Below are 23,186 nucleotides of genomic sequence, written 5' to 3'. Positions count from 1 at the left end.
GTGAGCATGGATATTAGCGATTTTTACCAGACATTCTTTGATGAAGCCGACGAGTTGTTGGCCGATATGGAGCAACACTTGCTCGATTTGGTGCCTGAAGCACCAGACTCTGAGCAGCTTAATGCCATCTTCCGTGCGGCGCACTCCATTAAAGGCGGAGCCGGAACGTTTGGATTTACCATCCTGCAGGAAACGACCCATTTGATGGAAAACCTGCTTGATGAAGCACGACGCGGTGAGATGCAGCTCAATACCGATATTATCAACCTGTTTTTGGAAACCAAAGATATTATGCAGGAACAGCTCGACGCCTATAAAAGCTCAGCAGAGCCTGATGCCGCCAGCTTTGAATACATCTGCAATGCGCTGCGCCAGCTCGCGCTGGAAGCAAAAGGTGAGGTTGCCGCAGCCGTTGTTCCGGCCGCAAAACTGAGCGTTGTCGATGCCGTTGCCGCCCAGGAGTCTGCCCCAGCCGAAGCACAAGCGGGCAAATTGCGCGTTGTGCTGTCACGCCTGAAAGAGAATGAAGTTAACCTGCTGGAAGAAGAGCTGGGTAATCTGGCGACATTAAGCAATGTGGTAAAAGGCAAAGACAGTCTTGCTGCGACGCTTGATGACGGCATTGGCCAGGACGATATCGTGGCGGTGTTGTGCTTCGTCATTGAAGCCGATCAGATTGCCTTCGAAACCGAAACGGCCGTTGTCGAAACGCCAGCAGAAGAGGTCGCTGTTGTTGCTCAGACTACTGCACCGGCCGTTGTGCCTGCGGCTCCGGCGCTGAAAGCCGTGCCAAAAGAGGCTGCGGCGCCCGGCCGTGGTGAAAAACCGGCTGCGCGTTCCAGTGAATCCACCAGCATCCGTGTTGCTGTTGAGAAGGTTGACCAGCTGATTAACCTGGTGGGCGAACTGGTGATCACTCAGTCAATGCTGGCACAACGTTCAAACGAACTGGACCCGGTCACGCACGGCGATCTGATTACCAGCATGGGGCAATTACAGCGTAATGCCCGCGATCTGCAGGAATCGGTCATGTCCATCCGAATGATGCCGATGGAATATGTCTTCAGCCGATTCCCGCGTCTGGTCCGCGACCTTGCCAGCAAACTGAATAAACAGATTGAACTGACCCTGATGGGCAGCTCAACCGAACTGGATAAGAGCCTGATCGAGCGCATCATTGACCCGTTAACGCACCTGGTGCGTAACAGCCTCGACCACGGTATCGAACTGCCGGAAAACCGCATTGCCGCCGGGAAATCTCCGGTCGGCAACCTGATCCTCTCTGCGGAACACCAGGGTGGGAACATCTGCATCGAAGTGACCGATGACGGTGCGGGCCTTAACCGTGAACGCATCCTGGCAAAAGCGATTTCGCAGGGGATGGCGGTCAATGAAAACATGACCGACGAAGAAGTGGGCATGTTGATCTTTGCGCCAGGCTTCTCGACTGCGGAACAAGTGACCGACGTGTCCGGGCGCGGTGTGGGCATGGACGTGGTGAAACGTAACATCCAGGAGATGGGCGGCCACGTTGAGATCCAGTCTAAGCAGGGCTCTGGCACCACCATTCGCATCCTGCTGCCGCTGACGCTGGCAATTCTGGACGGTATGTCAGTCAAAGTGGCAGACGAAGTCTTTATTCTGCCGCTGAACGCCGTGATGGAATCGCTGCAGCCGCGTGAGGAAGATCTGCATCCGCTGGCGGGTGGCGAGCGTGTTCTCGAAGTGCGCGGTGAGTATCTGCCGCTGGTGGAACTGTGGAAAGTGTTTGAAGTGGACGGGGCGAAGACAGAGGCCACGCAGGGTATCGTTGTGATCCTGCAAAGTGCGGGCCGTCGCTACGCGCTGCTGGTTGATCAGCTGATTGGTCAGCACCAGGTGGTGGTGAAAAACCTCGAAAGCAACTACCGCAAGGTACCTGGTATTTCTGCCGCGACCATTCTGGGTGATGGTAGCGTGGCGCTGATCGTCGACGTATCGGCGCTTCAGGGATTAAATCGTGAACAACGTGTGGCGTACACAGCCGCCTGATTAAGTAGAAGGTAATAACATGACCGGTATGAGTAATGTAACGAAACTGGCGGGCGAGCCATCAGGGCAGGAATTCCTGGTTTTCACTTTAGGTGACGAAGAGTACGGTATCGACATTCTGAAAGTGCAGGAAATCCGTGGTTACGACCAGGTTACCCGCATCGCTAATACGCCTGCTTTTATTAAAGGTGTCACCAACCTGCGCGGTGTGATTGTGCCAATCGTTGACCTGCGCGTGAAGTTCAGCCAGGGCGACGTTGACTACAACGATAACACCGTGGTGATTGTTCTGAACCTGGGGCAGCGCGTGGTGGGCATCGTGGTGGATGGCGTGTCTGATGTGCTTTCCCTGACCTCTGACCAAATCCGTCCTGCACCGGAGTTTGCCGTCACCCTGTCGACGGAATACCTGACCGGTCTGGGCGCGCTCGGCGAGCGAATGCTGATTCTGGTGAACATTGAGAAGCTGCTGAACAGCGATGAGATGGCTCTGCTGGATATCGCCGCGAGTCACGTAGCATAAAACAAAGCCGGGTAGCACTGACGCTTACCCGGCCTACGTGTTCGAACCATTAGTAGGCCGGGTAAGGCGAAGCCGCCACCCGGCTTTTTCATACCCTTATGCTTCCTGCTCCACCAGCTCAGCTTCCGCTTCCCGCGCCCCTTCATTCTGCGACAGCATCGCGGTCGCGATACCATTCCCCAGAACGTTAATTGCAGAGCGACCCATATCCAGGAAGTGATCAATTCCCATCAGCAGCAGAATACCGGCCACCGGAATATTGAAGCTTGGAATAGTTGCCGCCAGAACGACCAGCGATGAACGCGGTACGCCCGCAATCCCTTTTGAAGCGAGCATCAGGGTCAGCATCAATACCGTCACTTCAGAGAAGCTCAGGTGAATGTTGTACGCCTGGGCGATAAACATCGAGGCGAAAGAGCAGTACACCATCGAACCTACCAGGTTGAAGGAGTAGCCAATCGGCAGGACGAAAGAGGCAATGTTGCGCGAGCAGCCAAAACGCTCCAGCTGTTCCAGCGTTTTTGGATAGGCCGCTTCAGAGCTGCTGGTGGTAAACGCTACCAGTACCGGGTCTTTCAGCATACTGACCAGGCGAAACACCTCTTTTTTCAGCACCATGTAACCCACGGCCAGCAGCACCATGCAGGTGAGAAGAATGGCAACATAGTAGCCACCAATAAAGGAGGCGTAGTTCAACAGAATGCCCAGACCCTGAGTGGCAATAACGGATGAAATCGCCGCGAAAATGGCCAGTGGCGCAACGTACATCACGTAACCCGTCACCTTCAGCATGATATGGGAAACCACATCCAGCGCAGCTACCAGAGGCGCGTTGAATTTCTGTCCCAGCGACGCGCCGCCGATGCCGAAGAACATCGAGAACACCACAATCTGCAGGATCTCATTGTTCGACATCGCCCCTGCGATACTGGTTGGAATGGTGTGAGACAGGAAGGCTTTCAGCGTCATGCCACCAACGGCCAGACCGGTATCGACGGCTTCGGTTGGGATCGTCAGGTTCAGACCGCTTCCCGGATGCTCGAGCGTGACGATAAACAGCCCCACCAGAATAGACAGCACGGATGAGCTGATAAACCACACCATCGCTTTGCCGCCAACGCGGCCAATGGTGGAGGTTTCACCCAGTTTCATGATGCCGACGGTTAACGTGCTGAAGACCAAAGGTGCAATCACCATTTTGATCAGGCGAAGGAAGATATCGGTCAGAAGGGTAATATTATCCGACCAGGCTTTAATAGCATCCGCGGATGCGTACTCATGAATTGCTGCCCCTGAAAGAATACCCGCCAGCATGAAAATCACGATGAAGAGTGTGAGTTTGTTTGCACTTGCCACGAAAAAAGACCCTCTATGCGCTTTAGATGTAGCCCGAGTCGATACATATAAATTTTTTATTACGACGCGGGAAATTATTCGGCACATAAATTGACGCAAAGTGTAGGGGGATACAACTCCTTTTTAAGTTTTATTAATTTTGTTGTTAATTCACTGACGATATATTGTGATCGATATCACATTATTGCGGATATATTCTCTGTGGATAAAATAAAATCTCTGCTTTTTAGAGTTCAACTGACTGTTATTTATAGAAATACATCGTCAATAAGACATTCGGCTTATGCGTCATGGGGCAGGTGGTAGAAGCGATATCCATAAACTAAATTCTCAATAACCCCCTCAAAGGAACCTTAAGCGGGGCTAACATCTTGAACGACAAAAATAAAATGCGGCAAGGGAACGGAGACGTCTTCTGGAGGGTGGTAAATGAAAAGAAAACTCCTTTTGATCTGCGCAGGCAGCTTACTGACTGCAACAACGGCCCATCAGGCGCTGGCCGTTACCAGCAGCGGCACCATCGGCGCGACGCTGACGCTGACAAACGGTTGTTTGATAAACGGATCGCCCGCGCAAAGTGGCATTAACTTCGGTACGCTCGATTTCGGTACCCATCCGGCTACCTTTTCCACTCTTACGACGCAGCTGAGCGGCGCCAGCGGCGGAAACACCTTCACCATTCAATGTACGACCGCAAGCTATACGGTCGCGATCACCGGTAATACCCACTCCACCGCGCCCGGCTCCGTTGTCGGTTCGCCGGGTACGCCTGAACGCTATCTGGTTAATACAGCCAACGCGGCACAGGGCGTGGCTTATAGCCTGTACAGCGACAGCGGGTTTAACACCGTGATTGCCAATAACGCCGCGTTGCCGATCGCCTCTACGGCCGGAGGCGTGGATAGCTACACCCTCTACGGGCGTATTACCGGCGGTGGTAACAGCGTGACGGTCGTCCCGGGAACCTACACCGACACGATTAACGTCAGCGTCACCTATTAGTCCCGAACCGCCATGAAGGCAACTCTCACAGGTCTGCGCAAACGCGCAGAGGGACGCGTGCAGCCTTTTTTCGCGCTGATTGTCGGATTGCTCGTGATGCCCTCTGCGGACGCGGTGACATCACAGTCCTTTAAGGTCAGCGCGACGATAGTACCGGGATGTGCGGTGGCCGCCAGTAGCGGAGGGCTTCTCGGTACGCTGGATTTTGGCACCCATAACGGCGTCGAGAGCGCGCCGGTCAGCACCAGCTTTGTGCCAAACGGGGCGTTGTCTATCGCCTGTACGCCGGGCGTGGCGCTGAGCATGAGCATTAATGGCGGTCAAAATTATTCATCCGTGCGTCGGATGAAGCGGTCCGGTGGAACAGAACTGGTGCCGTACCGGCTCTACAGCAGCAGCTCGCTGGCCGCGAACAGCGAAATTGGCGTAAACCAGGCGATACCGGTGACGTATACCAACAGCAATAACATCGCGCTGCCGCTTTTTGGCGTGGCGCTACTGACCGGATTTAGCCCGGCAGGAACCTATTCCGATCAGCTCACCGTGACCTTGTCATGGTAATAAAGGGAGAGTGTTGATGAAGCCATTTTTCAGACCAGTATGTCTGGCGGGTGCGTTGGGTATGGCTGCGGTAACCGGCCAGGTGCAGGCGGCGGCGACTATTCTGCTCTGGCCGATCGATCCGTGGCTTGCTGCAGACGCCAACGCCACGGAACTGTGGATCCAGAATCAGGGAAACAGCGCCACGACGATGCAGGTCCGCATCGTGCGCTGGAAGCAGGAGGACGGACACGAGCGTTATACCTCGCAGCAGGATGTGGTCGCCAGCCCGCCCATCGTCACGATTGGTACTGGCAGCAAGCAGCTTATTCGCCTTATCAAACAGGCTTCCGTTCCCGCTGGTGTCGAACAGGCTTACCGCATTATCGTAGATGAAATCCCTCAGCCTGATACCAAAGCCGAACCTGCCATCGGCCTCAAATTGCAGATGCGTTACTCCATCCCTTTGTTTGTGTATGGACAGGGGATCCCGACCATCAAAGAAGGCGCGCATCACGCGCTGGCGGAAACCCAAAACCTGAGCTGGCGGGTGACGCGCGCGGAGGGGCAGCCTGCGCTGGAGGTCAGAAATCGGGGTGATGTCCATGTCAGGCTGAGCCAGGTGGCGCTGGAGCAGGGAGGTCGGAAACACACGATAGCGGATGGACTACTGGGTTACGTTCTCCCCGGCAGCACCCGCAGTTGGCCAATACCCGCCGGGGTTCGCCAGCCAGACCGGATGAGTGCGCAAATTAATGCCAGGGACGCACAATGGCAGTCGACGCCCGTCAACTGAAACCGGCGATGATGATACTGCTTTGCGTCAGTACCACTTCCTGGGCTGAAACCGGCGACGACAGTTTACCGCCGCCCCCCCAGGCTCAGGCGATCAATGATGAGGCGGTCTTCCAGCTCGCCCTCGTGCTGAACCACTACGATACCGGTCTGGTGGTGCCTGTGACGCAACGTAAAGGCGCTTTCTATATCTCCAGCGCAGATTTGTTACGCGCAGGGCTTCCCCCTGAGCATGTACCAACCGGGGACGTTAATCTCTCTTCGCTTTCTCAGGTTAGGGTGGAGTATGACAGCGCTGCGCAACGGTTATTGCTGACCGTTCCCCGCGACTGGGTCACGACCCGCGTGACGCCGTTCAGCACACAAACGGCGCAGAGCAAACCGCACTTCGGACGCGGGGCATTGCTGAATTATGATCTCTACACCAACCACACGGAACATCTTGGTGGTCAGGCGTCGCTCTGGCACGAATTCCGCTACTTTAACGAGAACGGCTCGTTTTCCTCTACCGGCTACGCCCGGGAAAATTTCACCGGGAATAATGGTCAGCAGGAAGGATATGTCCGCTATGACACCACTCTGCTGTTCACCAATGAGGATGAGGCGATTTCCTGGAGTGCCGGGGATGTGATCAGCGACGCCCTGAGCTGGAGTACCAGCGTACGTATGGGCGGGATAAGTTACGGACGGGATTTCTCCCTGCGTCCGGACCTGGTCACATGGCCGCTACCCGAATTTTCGGGAGAAGCCGCGGTACCCACCTCGGTTGATCTCTTTATTAATGGCTATCGGTCCGGCTCAACTCAGCTCCAGCCGGGGCCATTTACGCTGACTAATCTGCCCTATATCAACGGTGCTGGGGATGCGGTGCTGGTCACCACCGATGCATTGGGTCGTCAGGTAAGTACCACGCTACCGTTTTATGTCACCAGTGATTTGTTAAAACAAGGCCTGAGCGACGGGGCCGTGACGCTCGGAAGCCTGCGGCGTAATTATGGCATCAGGAATTTTGACTACGGCCCTGCGGCAGGCAGCGGTTCATATCGCTATGGTTTGACGGACTGGCTCACGCTGGAGGGGCATGCGGAAGGGGCACAAGAGCTGGCGTTAGGGGGAGCTGGCACTGTGGTTAAACTCGGACAGTTTGGCGTGGTGAATACCTCTTACTCGCAAAGCCGCATGCGCGGTGATGCAGGCGGGCAAATCAACTGGGGTTACCAGTACAGCACCAGCGAGTTTAGCGTGGCAACCCAGCACACGCGGCGCGATCGCGGCTTTGGCAATCTGGCTCTCTACGACCAGCCGACGGTCTATGACGAAAATGACAAACCCATCGCCAGTTTTAGTCGCAATACGGATCAGTATTCTCTCACCTTTAATCTGGGGCAGTACGGCAATATTGGCGCAGCCTGGATCGGCGTAGAGAGCTTCGACAGTCAAAAAACCGAGCTGCTGAATCTCTCCTGGAGCCGTAATCTGTGGGGTGCGAGCAGTATTTATCTGGCGGCAAGCCGGGATCAGCAGCGGGGAGACTGGACGGTGGCGCTGTCGCTGCAGGTGCCGCTGGGGGCGCGTGACAGCGCCGCCGTCACTTTCGAAAACACCCCGGATGCGGGCAGCACGCAGCGCATCAACTATAACCACTCGATGCCTTCCGACGGCGGGTTTAGCTGGAACATGGCATGGGCTAACCAGTCGAAAGCCAGTGACTATCAGCAGGGAACGCTGGGCTGGCGCAATAACAACATTGAGCTACAGGGAGGCGGTTATGGTGAAAAGGACAACATGACCTGGTGGGGCGAGGCGATGGGGGCGATTGTTCTGATGGACGGCGAGCTGTTTGCGGCCAACAAGATCAACGATGCCTTTGTGGTCATCAGTACCGATGGTCACCCGGATGTCCCGGTCAGCTACGAGAACCAGCCCGTCGGTAAAACCAATAACAACGGTTATCTGCTGGTGAGCGGGGTGTCGGCGTATTATCCGGCCAGTTACCGGATTGATACGCTGAATTTGCCTGCGGATACCCGGCTGAAAGAGACCGAACGCCGGATTGCGATCCGCCGCCATAGCGGCTACCTGGTCGATTTCCCGATGGAACAGGAGCGGGTGGCGAGCGTTATTCTGCATGATGCGCAGGGACAGGCTATTCCGGTGGGAAGCCAGGTCCGACGCGCATCGCGTAGTAATGCGGTGGTAGGGTATGACGGTATCGCCTGGCTGGAAAATCTCAGTGATGTGAACCCGCTCGACGTTATCACCCCTGACGGAAAGCACTGCTCGGTCACGCTGACGGTGAGTGCCAATCCGCAACACAAACTGCAAACCTACGGTCCTCTGGTTTGTCGGGAGGGACAGTGAAACGCTTGCTGCTGTTGATGTTGCTGCTGTTCTCTGGCAGCGGCTGGGCGGCGTGTAACATCAGCACGGTCAATGCGTCGTTTGGTAGCGTTACCTCGTTCGCACTCAGCGGAAGCGGAGAGGTCGAAACCACGGGCACGCTGGTGGTGGCGTGCGATGCCATACTGAATCTGTTGACCAGCGACTCCGTGACGCTGACCTATAGCTCGGCATCGGTCTCGGGCAGCAGTCGGGCCACCATGAAACGGACGGATAATGCGACCATTACGGACGTGATCCCCACGCGATTGTGCGGTCTATCGGGGTGCGCAAGCAGCAGCGAGGTACAGATAAGTAAATCGTATACCTGGAGTGGGAATACCTTGCTGGGGCTGCTGGGGTCAAAGCAGTACAACATTCCGCTCTATTTTCGCACCGTCGCCGGGCAAAACGTCACTGCCGGGCCATATCAGGTGCAGTTAACCTTCAGCATTAACTACAGCGTGTGCTCCGTGGGCGCGCTCGGCATTTGCACAATCAATCAGACGGGAACCTCGACAACCACCATCCTGTTAGATATGACCGTCACCAATGACTGCAGCGCGATGACCACGCCGGACGTGAGCTTCAACAGCGCGCCGCTGGTACAAAGTTTCCCCACCGTCTCACAGGCGATTGCCGTCACCTGTACCAAAGGAAGTTCGTATACCATCGGCATCAATAACGGTGCCAACGCGCTGAACAACGTGCGGCGTATGGTGAATGGTAGCAACTTTATGAGCTACGACATCTATAAAGAAGCCACCAGTAACCGCTGGGGGGGAAGCGGCAGCGAGCGCTGGTCCAGCGCGGTATCGTCGCAGGTCAGTACTGATGGTTTACTGCGCACCTACAACTACACCGCGAAAGTCCTGACCAATCAGGCCACGCCCCCCGCCGGAACCTACACCGATACGCTGATTGTCGACGTGGCGTTTTAACCCCGCGCTTTTCCCTTTCTCAAATGTAAAGTTCCTGTGGGCAGTGCCGATAACACCGTTAATAAATCTATGAGAAGGTGTTGTATGTTGAACCGTATCCGCGTTGTCACAATGCTCATGATGGTGCTGGTCATTTTCGCACTTCTTCAGCTCATCTCCGGCGGGCTTTTTTTCTCGTCATTAAAACAGAACCAGGACAGTTTCGCGGCCTCGAACGATCTCCGCCTGCAGCAGAGTGAACTCACGTCGACGTGGGATCTGATGCTGCAAACGCGTATCAATCTGAGCCGCTCGTCCGCGCGCATGATGATGGATCCGAATAATCAGCAGAGCAGCGCGAAAACCGATCTGTTGAAAAATGCCCGTGCTACTCTCGCTGACGCCGCAAAACATTACGACGCCTTCAAAAAGATCACCCCGCAGCCTGCTATGGAGCAGGTGAGCCAGAATATTGACGAAAAATACAACGCCTACAATGCCGGTCTGACGGAGCTGATTCAGTTCCTGGAAAGCGGCAACATGGACGCCTATTTCGCACAGCCAACGCAAGGGATGCAAAACGCACTCGGCGCGGCGCTGGGGGAATATGCGAAGGTCAGTAGCGATCTGTATCACTCGGCCTTTACCGAAAGCCAGAATGACTATCGCTTTGCGAAATGGCAGATGGCCGTGATGGCGCTGGCGCTGGTCATTGTGCTGGTCGCGGTATGGTATGGCATTCGCCATATCCTGCTTAATCCTCTTGGTCGCGTCATTGGTCATATCCGTGAAATTGCCGGTGGTGACCTGACCAAAACGCTGACCGTAACCGGGCGCAATGAGATAACCGAACTGGCCAACAGCGTCGACCATATGCAGCGTTCGTTGATCGAGACTGTCGCCAACGTACGTAATGGATCAGAGGCCATCTATACCGGCACCAGCGAAATTGCGCTGGGTAATAACGATCTCTCTTCCCGTACTGAAGAGCAGGCATCCGCCCTGGAAGAGACGGCCGCCAGCATGGAACAACTTACTGCGACCGTGAAGCAGAACGCCGATAACGCCCGTCAGGCCTCTCAACTGGCTGAAAGTGCCTCTGAGACGGCGCAACGTGGTGGTCGCGTGGTGGATGGCGTGGTGAAAACCATGCACGAAATTGCCGACAGCTCGAAGAAAATCGCCGACATCATTAGCGTCATCGATGGCATTGCTTTCCAGACCAACATCCTTGCGCTGAACGCCGCCGTGGAAGCGGCACGTGCGGGCGAGCAGGGGCGTGGGTTTGCCGTGGTCGCGGGTGAAGTACGTAACCTCGCCAGTCGCAGTGCCAACGCGGCGAAAGAGATCAAAGCGTTGATTGAAGATTCCGTTTCCCGCGTGGATACCGGCTCCGTGCTGGTAGAAAGTGCCGGGGAAACCATGAATGACATCGTGAATGCTGTTACTCGCGTAACGGACATCATGGGTGAAATCGCCTCTGCATCTGACGAGCAGAGTCGTGGTATCGACCAGGTTGCTCTGGCGGTATCGGAAATGGATCGCGTGACACAACAAAACGCCGCGCTGGTGCAGGAGTCCGCTGCGGCGGCCGCTGCCCTGGAAGACCAGGCGAGCCGTCTGAAGATGGCCGTCTCGGCGTTTCGTCTCGCTTCACTCGCTGGAAACACGGTCACCCCGCAAGCCACCTATCGTGTGCCCGCTGCAGAATCAGCGGCAACCCGTACCCGTGCTGCGACGACCGGACAAGATGAAAACTGGGAAACATTTTGACTGACAATTAAACCGCGGCTGCTTGCCGCTTGATGGGAGCGTGGATGTTAAATCGTATTCGTATCTCGACCACACTGTTTTTGATTCTGATCCTTTGCGGTGTGTTGCAGGTTGGCAGTAACGGGTTGTCTTTTTGGGCGTTTCGCGATGGCTATCAGAATTTGCAGGAAGTTGAGGCGAGTAATCAGCAGCGCTCCGCACTGGCACAAACACGTGCCGTGCTGTTGCAGGCAAGCACTGCGCTGAACAAGGCGGGAACCTTAACCGCGCTAAGTTATCCGCCGGATGACATCAAAGCGCTGATGGCGACCGCGCGTGACAGTCTGAAACAGGCAGACGGGCAGTTTAAAGCCTTTACGGCGCAGGAAGCCGTTAGCGAGAAAGAGAAAACGCTAAAGGCTGCCATGAAAAAGAACTTTGAACAGTGGTACAGCGATCTGGACCACCAGGCAACCTGGCTTGAGAACAACCAGCTGTCAGATTTTATGACCGCACCGGTTCAGGCGTCTCAGGCGGCGTTTGATGGCAGCTTTAACGCGTGGCAGCAGGATATTAACCAGTTTGTTCAACGTGCAGAGGAAGACAGCAAAATGAGCTACCACATGTCCGGCGTGATTTTTGCCGTGGTGGTGATTTTGGCGGCGCTTCTGACCGGCGGGGCACTGATCTGGTCTCGCAAAATGATTGTGCAGCCGCTGGCGATTATCAGCAGCCACTTCGACAGTATTGCGAAGGGGAATCTGGCGCGTCCGGTGGCGGTTTATGGCAAGAACGAAATTTCGGCGATCTTTGCCAGCCTGAAGGCGATGCAGGGATCGCTGCGGGAAACGGTATCCGATGTGCGTCAGGGCAGTTATGCCATGCACACCGGGATTTCAGAGATTGCGGCAGGTAATAACGATCTCTCGTCCCGTACCGAGCAGCAGGCGGCCTCGCTGGCGCAGACGGCAGCCAGTATGGAGCAACTGACTGCGACGGTAAGTCAGAACGCCGATAACGCGCGTCAGGCGTCTGACCTGTCGAAACAGGCAGCAATGACGGCGAAAAAGGGTGGGGATCAGGCGTCTCATGTTGCGAGCACCATGCAGGAGATTGCCACCAGTTCGCAGAAAATTGGTGACATCATCAGCGTGATCGACGGTATCGCGTTCCAGACCAACATTCTGGCGCTCAATGCCGCTGTCGAAGCGGCGCGCGCCGGTGAACAGGGTCGTGGTTTTGCGGTGGTGGCGGGTGAAGTGCGTAACCTGGCAAGCCGAAGTGCCAACGCGGCGAAAGAGATTAAGGTGCTGATAGAAGAGTCGGTTTCACGCGTCCAGCAGGGCTCTACGCTGGTCGATACGGCGGCACAAACCATGCACGAGATCGTCACCTCTGTCACGCGGGTGAACGACATCATGGGCGAAATTGCCTCGGCGTCGGACGAACAGCGTCGCGGGATTGAGCAGGTTGCTCAGGCAGTCAGTCAGATGGATCAGGTCACGCAACAGAACGCCTCGTTAGTTGAGGAAGCGGCAGCGGCAACCGATCAGCTGGCCAGCCAGGCGGATCATCTCACCGGACTGGTCGCGGTATTTAATGTGAAAGAGCACGTTGAAGCAGTAACAGAAGTCGGGCGGTCGCAGGCCGTGCCAGTTGTATCCTGAATGTAATTAAGAAGGCGCTATGACATCACCAATGCCCTCCGGGCAAACGTCATTATTGTTGCAGATGACACAGCGCCTCGCGCTGTCCGACGCGCATTTCCGTCGGATATGTCAGTTAATCTACCAGCGTGCGGGGATCGTGCTTGCGGATCATAAGCGAGACATGGTTTACAACCGTCTGGTGCGGCGCTTGCGTACGCTGGGGCTGGATGACTTTGGTCGCTATCTGAGCATGCTCGAAGCGAACCAGAACAGCGCCGAGAGGCAGGCTTTTATTAACTCATTAACCACGAACCTGACGGCGTTTTTCCGTGAAGCGCACCACTTCCCGGTCCTGGCAGAGCACGCGCGTCGCCGCACCGGGGAGTATCGCGTCTGGAGCGCGGCAGCCTCGACGGGTGAAGAGCCTTACTCGCTGGCAATCACCCTTGCCGATACCCTGGGCATGGCACCCGGACGCTGGAAAGTCTACGCCAGCGATATCGACACCGAGGTACTGGAGAAGGCGCGTAACGGTGTTTATCGCCAGGATGAGTTGAAAACGCTGTCACCGCAACAGCTGCAGCGTTATTTCATGCGTGGAACCGGTCCACATGAAGGCCTGGTACGCGTACGCCAGGAACTGGCGAACTGCGTCGAATTTGCGCCCGTTAACCTGCTGGATAAGCAGTACAACGTGCCGGGACCTTTTGACGCTATTTTTTGCCGTAACGTCATGATCTATTTTGATAAAACGACGCAACAGGACATTCTGCGTCGGTTTGTTCCGTTGCTCAAGCCTGACGGTTTACTGTTTGCCGGGCACTCGGAAAACTTCAGCAACCTCGTGCGTGAGTTTAGCCTGCGTGGGCACTCGGAAAACTTCAGCAACCTCGTGCGTGAGTTTAGCCTGCGTGGGCAAACGGTATATGCGCTGAGTAAGGAAAAAGCATGAGTAAAATCAGGGTATTGTCTGTCGATGATTCGGCGCTGATGCGCCAGATCATGACTGAAATCATCAATAGCCACAGCGACATGGAGATGGTGGCAACAGCGCCGGATCCGCTGGTAGCGCGGGATTTAATTAAAAAATATAACCCCGATGTGCTAACGCTGGATGTCGAGATGCCGCGCATGGATGGCATAGATTTCCTGGAAAAATTAATGCGACTGCGCCCGATGCCGGTGGTGATGGTCTCCTCCCTGACGGGAAAAGGATCGGAAATCACGCTGCGCGCGCTGGAGTTAGGGGCGGTGGATTTTGTCACCAAACCGCAGCTCGGCATTCGTGAAGGAATGCTGGCCTACAGCGAGATGATCGCTGAGAAGATCCGTACCGCATCGCGAGCGAAACTCGCCGCTCACAAACCGATGGTTGCACCGACAACGTTGAAGGCGGGTCCATTACTCAGCTCGGAAAAACTGCTGGTGATTGGGGCGTCAACCGGGGGAACAGAGGCAATTCGTCATGTACTCCAGCCATTGCCGCTTTCAAGTCCGGGTATTCTGATCACTCAGCATATGCCGCCTGGCTTTACCCGCTCGTTCGCTGAACGTCTGAACAAGCTGTGTCAGATCAGCGTGAAAGAGGCGGAAGACGGCGAACGCGTGCTCCCGGGGCATGCGTATATTGCGCCGGGTGACAAACATATGGAGCTGGCGCGCAGCGGCGCTAACTATCAAATCAAAATTCATGACGGGCCGCCGGTCAACCGGCACCGTCCGTCGGTGGATGTGCTGTTTCATTCGGTGGCGAAACATGCGGGGCGCAACGCCGTTGGGGTGATCCTGACGGGGATGGGCAACGATGGTGCCGCCGGAATGCTTGCAATGCACCAGGCTGGCGCCTGGACGATTGCGCAGAATGAAGCAAGTTGTGTGGTGTTCGGCATGCCGCGCGAGGCCATCAATATGGGTGGCGTGAGCGAAGTGGTCGATCTTAGCCAGGTAAGCCAGCAGATGTTGGCGAAAATCAGTGCCGGACAGGCAATACGTATTTGACTCAGGAGTAGAATTAGATGGCGGATAAAGAGCTTAAGTTTTTGGTTGTGGATGACTTTTCCACCATGCGTCGCATTGTACGCAACCTGCTGAAGGAGCTGGGCTTCAACAACGTTGAAGAAGCAGAAGATGGCGTTGATGCGCTGAACAAGCTGCAGGCGGGTGGGTTTGGTTTTGTTATCTCCGACTGGAACATGCCAAACATGGATGGTCTGGAACTGCTGAAAACCATTCGTGCAGATGCGGGCATGGCGTCTCTGCCGGTTCTGATGGTCACTGCAGAAGCGAAAAAAGAGAACATCATTGCCGCTGCACAGGCGGGCGCAAGCGGCTACGTGGTGAAGCCATTCACTGCTGCGACCCTGGAAGAGAAGCTCGGCAAGATCTTCGAGAAACTCGGCATGTGAGGTGTTGGTTATGATGCAACCTGCTATGAAACCCGTTGAAGAACACTCGCCGAGCGATATCATCGTACGCATCGGCAGCCTGACGCGCATGCTGCGTGACAGCCTGCGTGAACTGGGGCTGGATCAGGCGATTGCCGAAGCGGCGGAAGCCATTCCTGATGCGCGCGATCGCCTGGACTATGTCGTGCAGATGACTGCTCAGGCGGCTGAACGTGCGCTGAACAGCGTTGAAGCGTCACAACCGCACCAGGACGCGATGGAAAAGGGCGCGAAAGCGCTGACAAAACGCTGGGATGAGTGGTTTGAGAATCCGATCGAACTGGCGGACGCCCGTGAACTGGTTACCGATACCCGTCAGTTCCTGGGGGATGTTCCTGGCCATACCAGCTTCACCAACGCACAACTGCTGGACATCATGATGGCGCAGGATTTCCAGGACCTGACCGGTCAGGTTATCAAGCGCATGATGGATGTTATCCAGGAGATTGAACGTCAGTTGCTGATGGTGCTGCTGGAGAATATTCCAGAGCCTGCAGCCCGCCCAAAACGCGAGAACGAAAGCCTGCTCAATGGTCCACAGCTCGACGCCAGCAAAGCGGGCGTGGTAGCAAGCCAGGACCAGGTGGACGATCTGCTCGACAGCCTCGGCTTCTGATTGTCCATTCCGCCTCAGAGGGTTAACACCGTCTGAGGCGGTTTACGACAAAATCACTGAAAAGAGCCCGAATAAACGGGCTTTTCCCGCCATTGGATTTTCGCTGCACTGGCATGATACCCGTGACTTAATAGGTTGGGCATGCACTGTGGCAGAAGAGAACGACGACAAAACGGAAGCCCCCACACCCCACCGACTAGAAAAGGCGCGTGAGGAAGGGCAGATACCCCGATCCCGAGAACTGACTTCCCTGCTGATCCTTATCGTAGGGGTGTGCATTATCTGGTGGGGTGGGGAGTCGCTCGCCCGCAAGCTGGCGGGAATGTTGTCTACTGGCTTACGTTTTGACCACAGCATGGTCAATGACCCGAATCTGATCCTCAGCCAGATTATCCAGCTAATAAAAGGGGCGATGGTTGCACTGCTGCCGCTGATTACAGGGGTTGTGCTGGTCGCGCTGGTTTCGCCGGTGATGCTGGGTGGTCTGGTCTTTAGTGCCAAATCGCTGCAGCCGAAATTTTCCAAACTGAACCCGCTGCCGGGCATTGCGAAAATGTTCTCTGCGCAGACCGGGGCGGAGTTGCTCAAAGCCATTCTCAAATCGGTGCTGATGGGGAGTTCAGCGGGGTTTTACCTCTGGTACCACTGGCCGGAAATGATGCGTCTTATCAGTGAATCCCCCCTCACCGCAATGAGCAATGCGCTGAACCTGGTCGGGCTCTGTGCGCTGCTGGTGGTGCTCAGCATTATTCCGATGGTGGGTTTTGACGTGATCTTCCAGCTTTATACCCACTTCAAGAAACTGCGCATGTCACGCCAGGATATCCGTGACGAATACAAACAGATGGAAGGTGACCCGCATGTCAAAGGGCGTATCCGCCAGATGCAGCGCGCCGCTGCCCGTCGACGCATGATGGAAGACGTGCCAAAAGCTGACGTAATCGTCACCAACCCGACACACTATTCCGTTGCGCTGCGCTATGACGAAAACAAAATGAGCGCGCCGAAAGTGGTGGCGAAAGGGGCGGGTCTGATAGCACTTCGCATTCGTGAGATTGGTACTGAACACCGTGTACCTATCCTGGAAGCCCCTCCGCTGGCGCGTGCCTTATACCGCCATGCGGAAATTGGACAACAGATCCCCGGACAACTCTACGCCGCCGTGGCGGAAGTGTTGGCCTGGGTATGGCAGTTGAAGCGCTGGCGTCTGGCTGGCGGACAACGACCTGTGAAACCTGAGAACCTTCCGGTGCCTGAAGCGCTGGATTTTTTGAACGAGAAGGACACTGATGGCTAATCTGGTGGCAATGTTGCGCCTGCCCGGCAACCTGAAATCGACCCAATGGCAGATCCTTGCCGGGCCGATTCTCATCCTGCTAATTCTGTCGATGATGGTACTGCCGCTCCCGGCATTCATCCTCGATTTGCTTTTCACATTCAACATTGCGTTGTCCATCATGGTGCTGCTGGTGGCGATGTTCACCCAGCGTACCCTTGAGTTCGCGGCGTTCCCGACCATTCTGCTGTTTACCACCTTGCTGCGACTGGCGCTGAACGTGGCCTCCACGCGTATCATTCTGATGGAAGGTCATACGGGTGCGGCTGCGGCGGGTAAAGTGGTTGAGGCCTTCGGCCACTTCCTGGTAGGCGGTAATTTCGCCATCGGTATCGTGGTGTTTGTGATCCTCGTAATCATCAACTTTATGGTTATCACCAAGGGTGCAGGGCGTATCGCGGAAGTGGGCGCGCGCTTTGTGCTGGACGGGATGCCAGGCAAGCAGATGGCGATCGACGCCGACCTGAACGCCGGTCTTATCGCGGAAGATGAAGCGAAAAAACGCCGTGCGGAAGTGACGCAGGAAGCGGACTTCTACGGCTCCATGGACGGTGCGAGTAAGTTTGTGCGCGGTGACGCCATCGCGGGCATTCTGATCATGGTGATCAACGTGGTGGGGGGCCTGCTGGTCGGTGTTCTGCAACATGGCATGGACATGGGCCACGCGGCAGAAAGTTATACGCTGCTGACCATCGGTGACGGTCTGGTCGCGCAGATCCCGGCGCTGGTTATCTCTACGGCGGCGGGCGTGATTGTGACCCGCGTGAGTACCGATCAGGACGTTGGCGAGCAGATGGTCGGCCAGCTCTTCAGTAACCCGCGCGTCATGCTATTGGCCGCTGCGGTACTGGGGTTACTCGGTCTGGTCCCAGGTATGCCAAACCTCGTGTTCCTGCTGTTCACTGCGGCACTGCTGGGTCTTGCCTGGTGGATGCGAGGGCGTGAAACCCAACCGGCAGCCGAGCCTGTTGCGGTTAAAATGCCGGAGAACACCCAGGCTGTCGAAGCGACCTGGAACGACGTTCAGCTGGAAGATTCGCTGGGTATGGAAGTTGGGTATCGCCTGATCCCGATGGTCGATTTCCAGCAGGATGGCGAACTGCTTGGCCGCATCCGCAGTATCCGTAAAAAATTCGCCCAGGACATGGGCTTCCTGCCTCCGGTGGTACACATCCGCGACAATATGGACCTGCCGCCCGCGCGCTATCGCATCCTGATGAAAGGCGTTGAAATCGGCAGCGGCGATGCCTATCCGGGACGCTGGCTGGCGATTAACCCCGGCACCGCCGCAGGCACATTGCCAGGCGAGCAAACCATCGATCCGGCATTTGGTCTGGCCGCGATCTGGATTGAAAGTGCGCTAAAAGAGCAGGCGCAAATTCAGGGGTATACGGTAGTCGAAGCCAGTACCGTGGTGGCAACCCATCTTAATCACCTGATTGGCCAATTCTCGGCAGAGCTGTTTGGGCGTCAGGAAGCGCAGCAGCTCCTTGACCGCGTCACGCAGGAGATGCCGAAGCTGACGGAAGATCTGGTGCCGGGCGTGCTGACGTTGACTACCCTGCACAAAGTGTTGCAAAACCTGCTCGACGAGAAAGTACCGATCCGCGATATGCGTACCATTCTGGAAACCCTTGCCGAACATGCGCCGTTACAAAACGATCCGCATGAGCTCACCGCGGTGGTGCGCGTGGCGCTGGGGCGCGCGATTACCCAGCAGTGGTTCCCTGGAACCGGAGAAGTGCAGGTTATTGGTCTCGATACGCCGCTTGAACGTCTGCTGCTGCAAGCCTTGCAGGGTGGCGGCGGGCTGGAACCGGGTCTGGCGGACCGCCTGCTGGCGCAAACGCAGGAGGCGCTGGCACGTCAGGAGATGCTGGGGGCGCCGCCAGTGCTGCTGGTTAACCATGCGCTGCGTCCGCTGCTGTCGCGCTTCCTGCGTCGTAGCCTGAACCAACTGGTCGTGCTGTCAAATATGGAGCTGTCGGATAACCGTCATATCCGCATGACCGCGACGATTGGAGGAAAATAATGCGTAAGTGGTTATGGTTCTTATTCTTCCCGCTGGTGGCGCAGGCTGCCGGGGAAGGGACCTGGCAGGCGAGCAGCATGGGCGTGACCCTCAGCAATCGCGGGGTTGCCATGTCATCAAACCCGTTATCGCCCTCTGAGCCGGTTTCCGGCCAGATGGGGCTTGTGGTGTGGAACTATAGGCTGATTGGCCCAACGCCAGCAGGGTTGCGGGTACGTCTCTGCTCTCAGACTCGCTGCACGGAAATTGACGGAGAGAACGGCACCACACAGGCATTTAATGGCGTGCCGGCCATCGAACCTTTGCGTTTTATCTGGGAAGTGCCGGGTGGAGGGCGTTTGATCCCGGCGCTGAAAGTTCAGAGTAACGCTGTCATCGTTAACTATCGTTAACGGTGTGAAAAAAGAAACCCGGCGCTTGCCGGGTTTTTTGTATTACATGCGTTCTACGGTTTCGATACCCAGGGTATCCAGACCCAGCTTCAGGGTCTTCGCCGTGAGCTGCGCCAGCTTCAGGCGGCTGTTACGTACCGCGTCACTTTCCGCAGACAGGATAGGGCAGTGCTCGTAGAAGCCGGAGAACAGGCCTGCCAAATCGTACAGGTAAGCACACATCACGTGCGGTGTTCCGTCTCGCGCCACAACCGTCAGTGTCTCTTCAAACTGCAGCAGACGCGCTGCCAGCTGCGCTTCGCGATCTTCAGTGATGGTCACGGCAGCATTCGCCAGTACGCTTTCGTCGATATTGGCTTTACGGAATACAGAGAGCACACGGGTGTAGGCATACTGCATGTACGGCGCGGTGTTGCCTTCAAACGCCAGCATGTTATCCCAGTCGAAGATATAGTCGGTGGTACGGTTCTTGGAAAGATCCGCGTATTTAACCGCACCGATACCCACGGCATTCGCCAGTTTTTCCAGTTCATCGGCAGGCATATCCGGGTTCTTCTCCGCCACCAGGCGACGGGCGCGTTCCAGCGCTTCGTCCAGCAGGTCGGACAGCTTCACGGTACCGCCCGCACGGGTTTTGAACGGCTTGCCGTCTTTACCGAGCATCATGCCGAACATATGGTGTTCCAGCGGAACGCAATCCGGCACGTAACCGGCTTTACGCACGATGGTCCACGCCTGCATCAGGTGCTGGTGCTGACGGGAGTCGATGTAGTACAGCACGCGATCGGCATGCAGCGTTTCGTAACGGTATTTTGCACAGGCGATATCGGTAGTGGTGTAGAGATAGCCGCCATCCTTTTTCTGGATGATCACGCCCATCGGTTCACCTTCCTTGTTTTTATACTCATCAAGGAACACGACCGTTGCGCCTTCGCTCTCAACTGCCAGATTTTTGGCCTTCAGGTCAGCCACAATGCCCGGCAGCATTGGGTTATAGAGACTTTCACCCATCACATCGTCACGGGTGAGGGTGACGTTCAGACGGTTATAGGTGAGTTGGTTCTGAGACATCGTAATGTCAACCAGCTTGCGCCACATCTCAAGGAAGTATTGATCGCCGCCCTGCAGTTTAACCACGTAGCTGCGCGCGCGCTCGGCAAAAGCTTCGTCTTCGTCGTAGTGTTTTTTGGCTTCGCGGTAGAACCCTTCGAGATCGGCCAGCGCCATTTCACCCGCGTTTTCCTGCTGCTGTTTTTCCAGGTAAGCAATCAGCATACCGAATTGAGTACCCCAATCGCCCACGTGGTTTGCGCGGATCACCTTGTGACCGAGGAATTCGAGGGTACGTACGGCAGCATCACCAATGATGGTGGAGCGCAGGTGACCCACGTGCATCTCTTTCGCCACGTTCGGGGCAGAGTAGTCGATCACAATGGTCTGCGCTTCCGGCTGGGAGACACCCAGACGGTCAGATTTCAGCGCCGCGTCAACGTGGCTTGCCAGGAAAGCAGGTTCCAGGAAGATGTTGATAAAGCCCGGACCGGCGATTTCGGTTTTGCTGGCGATACCGGTGAGATCCAGATGCGTCAGTACCTGCTCAGCGAGTTGTCGCGGCGGCATGCCCAGTTTTTTAGCCACTGCCATCACGCCATTAGCCTGATAGTCGCCAAACTGTACTTTTGCTGACTGACGAACCTGCGGTTCGCAATCCGCAGGTGCACCTGCGGCAATCAGTGCCTGACTGACTTTTTCGGAGAGAAGAGCCTGAATATTCACCTGGATACCTTACTTTTTTGATGCGGGCTCACAACCACCCGCGCCAGTTATAGAATTTAGGGCGGGAGTATACTGCAAATGCCCTCTGGCGTCAGCATTGCGCGGGCCGAAGATTGTTCAGAATCCAGGCTAAGAAGGCGTGCATAATCATGCAGTCATAAAAAGCCGTATTCTGCGGTTGGTCAAAACTGGGCAACAGAGTAAATTAGCGGCTTTGCGACATGAAAAGAGACTGACTTATGGCGAACTGGCATTTCATTGACGAACTGCATGATATTTCCGCAGATTTACCGCGCTTCACCCAGGCGTTCACAGAACTTGCCACCCGCCTTGGTCTGGATATCGCACCGCTTGAAGCGGATCACATCTCTTTGCGCTGTCATCAAAATGCGACCGCCGAGCGCTGGCGTCGAGGTTTTGAACAGTGCGGTGAGCTGCTCTCTGAGAACATCATTAACGGTCGCCCAATATGCCTGTTTAAACTGCATGAACCCGTGAAGGTAGCGCACTGGCAATTCACCGTTGTCGAACTGCCGTGGCCGGGGGAAAAACGTTATCCGCACGAAGGCTGGGAGCATATCGAAATTGTTCTGCCGGGTGAGCCAGAAACACTGAACGCGCGCGCACTGGCCTTGTTATCTGATGAAGGCTTAAGCAAGCCGGGGATTTTTGTCAAAACGAGTTCACCCAAAGGCGAACGCGAGCGTTTACCTAACCCGACGCTGGCCGTCACGGACGGACAGGTCACCGTGAAGTTTCACCCGTGGACCATTGAGCAGATTGTTGCCAGTGAAGCGTGAGAGTTGTGAGTTAACGCCGGGACTAAAAACGGGCGGCGTGTCATGATGATTTGTTTAGTGGGATTTCAGGAGGATTAAATGGCACTGCTGGAGATTTGTTGTTACAGCGTGGAGTGTGCCGTGACTGCGCAAAAACACGGTGCTGATCGCATCGAACTGTGCGCGGCACCCAAAGAGGGTGGGCTGACGCCATCCTACGGCATGTTGAAGTCTGCCCGTCAGGCCGTCACCATTCCCGTTCACCCGATTATTCGTCCTCGCGGCGGTGATTTTTGTTACACGTCGGGCGAGTTCAGTGCCATGCTTGAAGATATCACTCTGGTTCGTGAACTGGGATTTCCCGGGTTGGTTATCGGGTTGCTTGATGAAGACGGTCAGGTCGATATGCCACGTATGCGCCAGGTCATGGATGCCGCGAAAGGGATGGCAGTGACTTTCCATCGCGCATTTGATATGTGCAAAGACCCCCTGCAAGCATTTGATTCGCTTGCTGAACTGGGCGTGGCACGCATTCTGACATCGGGGCAGCAGTCCTCTGCGGAAAAAGGTCTGCAATTAATTACGGAACTAAAAGCCCATTCTGGTGTTCCAATAATAATGGCGGGTGCGGGTGTCCGTGCCAGCAATCTGGAACGGTTTTTAAACGCCGGGGTAGAGGAGCTTCACAGCTCGGCAGGCAAGTGGATGCCGTCTCCCATGCGTTATCGCAATACAGGGTTGTCAATGTCGACAGATGCTGAAGCGGATGAGTATTCACGCTACGGTGTAGAGGGAGAGTCGGTTGCGGAAATGAAGTCGCTGATTGAGCGTCATCACGTGTAGCAACGTACCGATTTTTACCGC

General features: G+C 55.8%; 20 protein-coding genes. 18 read left to right on the top strand and 2 right to left on the bottom strand.

The window, feature by feature from the left end; all coding sequences use genetic code 11:
* The gene (cheA, locus tag AAHF05_RS13365) at window positions 1-2,031 is read left to right on the top strand and encodes a chemotaxis protein CheA (protein ID WP_028018605.1); all 2,031 of its coding nucleotides are present in this window, start codon (window positions 1-3) and stop codon (window positions 2,029-2,031) included.
* Between the two features lie 19 nt (window positions 2,032-2,050).
* Window positions 2,051-2,554, top strand: coding sequence for a chemotaxis protein CheW (gene cheW, locus AAHF05_RS13360; protein ID WP_008500420.1), 504 nt, complete (start codon window positions 2,051-2,053; stop codon window positions 2,552-2,554).
* A gap of 96 nt (window positions 2,555-2,650) precedes the next feature.
* Here the strand turns inward: cheW and AAHF05_RS13355 are convergent, their stop codons facing one another.
* Window positions 2,651-3,910 (bottom strand): dicarboxylate/amino acid:cation symporter, encoded by a 1,260-nt coding sequence (locus tag AAHF05_RS13355; RefSeq protein ID WP_028018606.1) that lies wholly within the window; start codon window positions 3,908-3,910, stop codon window positions 2,651-2,653.
* A gap of 429 nt (window positions 3,911-4,339) precedes the next feature.
* Here AAHF05_RS13355 and AAHF05_RS13350 point away from each other — a divergent pair, with 429 nt between their 5' ends.
* The 14 genes from AAHF05_RS13350 to AAHF05_RS13285 all read left to right on the top strand — a co-directional run bounded on the left by AAHF05_RS13350 (window position 4,340) and on the right by AAHF05_RS13285 (window position 19,767).
* Window positions 4,340-4,912: a spore coat protein U domain-containing protein gene (locus tag AAHF05_RS13350; protein ID WP_028018607.1), complete on the top strand. Its 573-nt coding sequence runs from the start codon at window positions 4,340-4,342 to the stop codon at window positions 4,910-4,912.
* A gap of 12 nt (window positions 4,913-4,924) precedes the next feature.
* Entirely contained in the window at window positions 4,925-5,473 is a 549-nt protein-coding gene (locus AAHF05_RS13345) for a spore coat U domain-containing protein (protein WP_129323363.1), read from the top strand.
* A gap of 16 nt (window positions 5,474-5,489) precedes the next feature.
* Window positions 5,490-6,248, top strand: a complete 759-nt coding sequence (locus tag AAHF05_RS13340) for a molecular chaperone (RefSeq protein ID WP_129323364.1) — start codon at window positions 5,490-5,492, stop codon at window positions 6,246-6,248.
* Window positions 6,224-8,608 carry a fimbria/pilus outer membrane usher protein gene (locus AAHF05_RS13335; protein ID WP_028018610.1) on the top strand — a complete coding sequence of 795 codons (2,385 nt, stop codon included), beginning with the start codon at window positions 6,224-6,226 and terminating at the stop codon, window positions 8,606-8,608. Before AAHF05_RS13340 ends, AAHF05_RS13335 begins: the two co-directional genes overlap by 25 nt.
* Entirely contained in the window at window positions 8,605-9,567 is a 963-nt protein-coding gene (locus AAHF05_RS13330; RefSeq protein ID WP_049006620.1) for a spore coat U domain-containing protein, read from the top strand. The genes AAHF05_RS13335 and AAHF05_RS13330 overlap by 4 nt, the downstream gene beginning before the upstream one ends.
* Window positions 9,568-9,651: 84 nt before the next feature.
* Complete coding sequence (gene tar / locus AAHF05_RS13325) at window positions 9,652-11,319, top strand: methyl-accepting chemotaxis protein II (RefSeq protein WP_129323365.1); 1,668 nt, start codon at window positions 9,652-9,654, stop codon at window positions 11,317-11,319.
* Between the two features lie 44 nt (window positions 11,320-11,363).
* Window positions 11,364-12,965, top strand: a complete 1,602-nt coding sequence (tap, locus tag AAHF05_RS13320) for a methyl-accepting chemotaxis protein IV (protein ID WP_129323366.1) — start codon at window positions 11,364-11,366, stop codon at window positions 12,963-12,965.
* A gap of 19 nt (window positions 12,966-12,984) precedes the next feature.
* On the top strand, window positions 12,985-13,899 hold the full coding sequence (gene cheR / locus AAHF05_RS13315) for a protein-glutamate O-methyltransferase CheR (protein ID WP_374936340.1): 915 nt from the start codon (window positions 12,985-12,987) through the stop codon (window positions 13,897-13,899).
* On the top strand, window positions 13,896-14,945 hold the full coding sequence (locus AAHF05_RS13310) for a chemotaxis response regulator protein-glutamate methylesterase (RefSeq protein WP_108089675.1): 1,050 nt from the start codon (window positions 13,896-13,898) through the stop codon (window positions 14,943-14,945). Before cheR ends, AAHF05_RS13310 begins: the two co-directional genes overlap by 4 nt.
* A gap of 17 nt (window positions 14,946-14,962) precedes the next feature.
* Window positions 14,963-15,352: a chemotaxis response regulator CheY gene (cheY, locus tag AAHF05_RS13305; RefSeq protein WP_000763862.1), complete on the top strand. Its 390-nt coding sequence runs from the start codon at window positions 14,963-14,965 to the stop codon at window positions 15,350-15,352.
* Window positions 15,353-15,362: 10 nt separating this feature from the next.
* Complete coding sequence (gene cheZ, locus AAHF05_RS13300; protein ID WP_008500432.1) at window positions 15,363-16,007, top strand: protein phosphatase CheZ; 645 nt, start codon at window positions 15,363-15,365, stop codon at window positions 16,005-16,007.
* A gap of 148 nt (window positions 16,008-16,155) precedes the next feature.
* Window positions 16,156-17,304, top strand: coding sequence for a flagellar biosynthesis protein FlhB (flhB, locus tag AAHF05_RS13295; protein WP_028018616.1), 1,149 nt, complete (start codon window positions 16,156-16,158; stop codon window positions 17,302-17,304).
* Window positions 17,297-19,375 carry a flagellar biosynthesis protein FlhA gene (gene flhA, locus AAHF05_RS13290; protein ID WP_028018617.1) on the top strand — a complete coding sequence of 693 codons (2,079 nt, stop codon included), beginning with the start codon at window positions 17,297-17,299 and terminating at the stop codon, window positions 19,373-19,375. The genes flhB and flhA overlap by 8 nt, the downstream gene beginning before the upstream one ends.
* Window positions 19,375-19,767: a flagellar protein FlhE gene (locus AAHF05_RS13285; protein WP_129323368.1), complete on the top strand. Its 393-nt coding sequence runs from the start codon at window positions 19,375-19,377 to the stop codon at window positions 19,765-19,767. Before flhA ends, AAHF05_RS13285 begins: the two co-directional genes overlap by 1 nt.
* A gap of 42 nt (window positions 19,768-19,809) precedes the next feature.
* On the opposite strand, the gene argS is transcribed toward AAHF05_RS13285, so the two are convergent.
* Entirely contained in the window at window positions 19,810-21,543 is a 1,734-nt protein-coding gene (argS, locus tag AAHF05_RS13280; RefSeq protein ID WP_129323369.1) for an arginine--tRNA ligase, read from the bottom strand.
* 239 nt (window positions 21,544-21,782) lie between these two features.
* On the opposite strand from argS, the gene AAHF05_RS13275 reads away from it, so the two are divergent.
* Entirely contained in the window at window positions 21,783-22,343 is a 561-nt protein-coding gene (locus tag AAHF05_RS13275) for a VOC family protein (RefSeq protein WP_129323370.1), read from the top strand.
* Window positions 22,344-22,421: 78 nt separating this feature from the next.
* Entirely contained in the window at window positions 22,422-23,165 is a 744-nt protein-coding gene (gene cutC / locus AAHF05_RS13270) for a copper homeostasis protein CutC (RefSeq protein ID WP_049006637.1), read from the top strand.
* Window positions 23,166-23,186 lie beyond the last annotated feature (21 nt).

The organism is Enterobacter adelaidei (assembly GCF_041937165.1).
GTDB lineage: Bacteria > Pseudomonadota > Gammaproteobacteria > Enterobacterales > Enterobacteriaceae > Enterobacter > Enterobacter adelaidei.
This window is presented reverse-complemented; position numbering and strand designations above follow the sequence as displayed.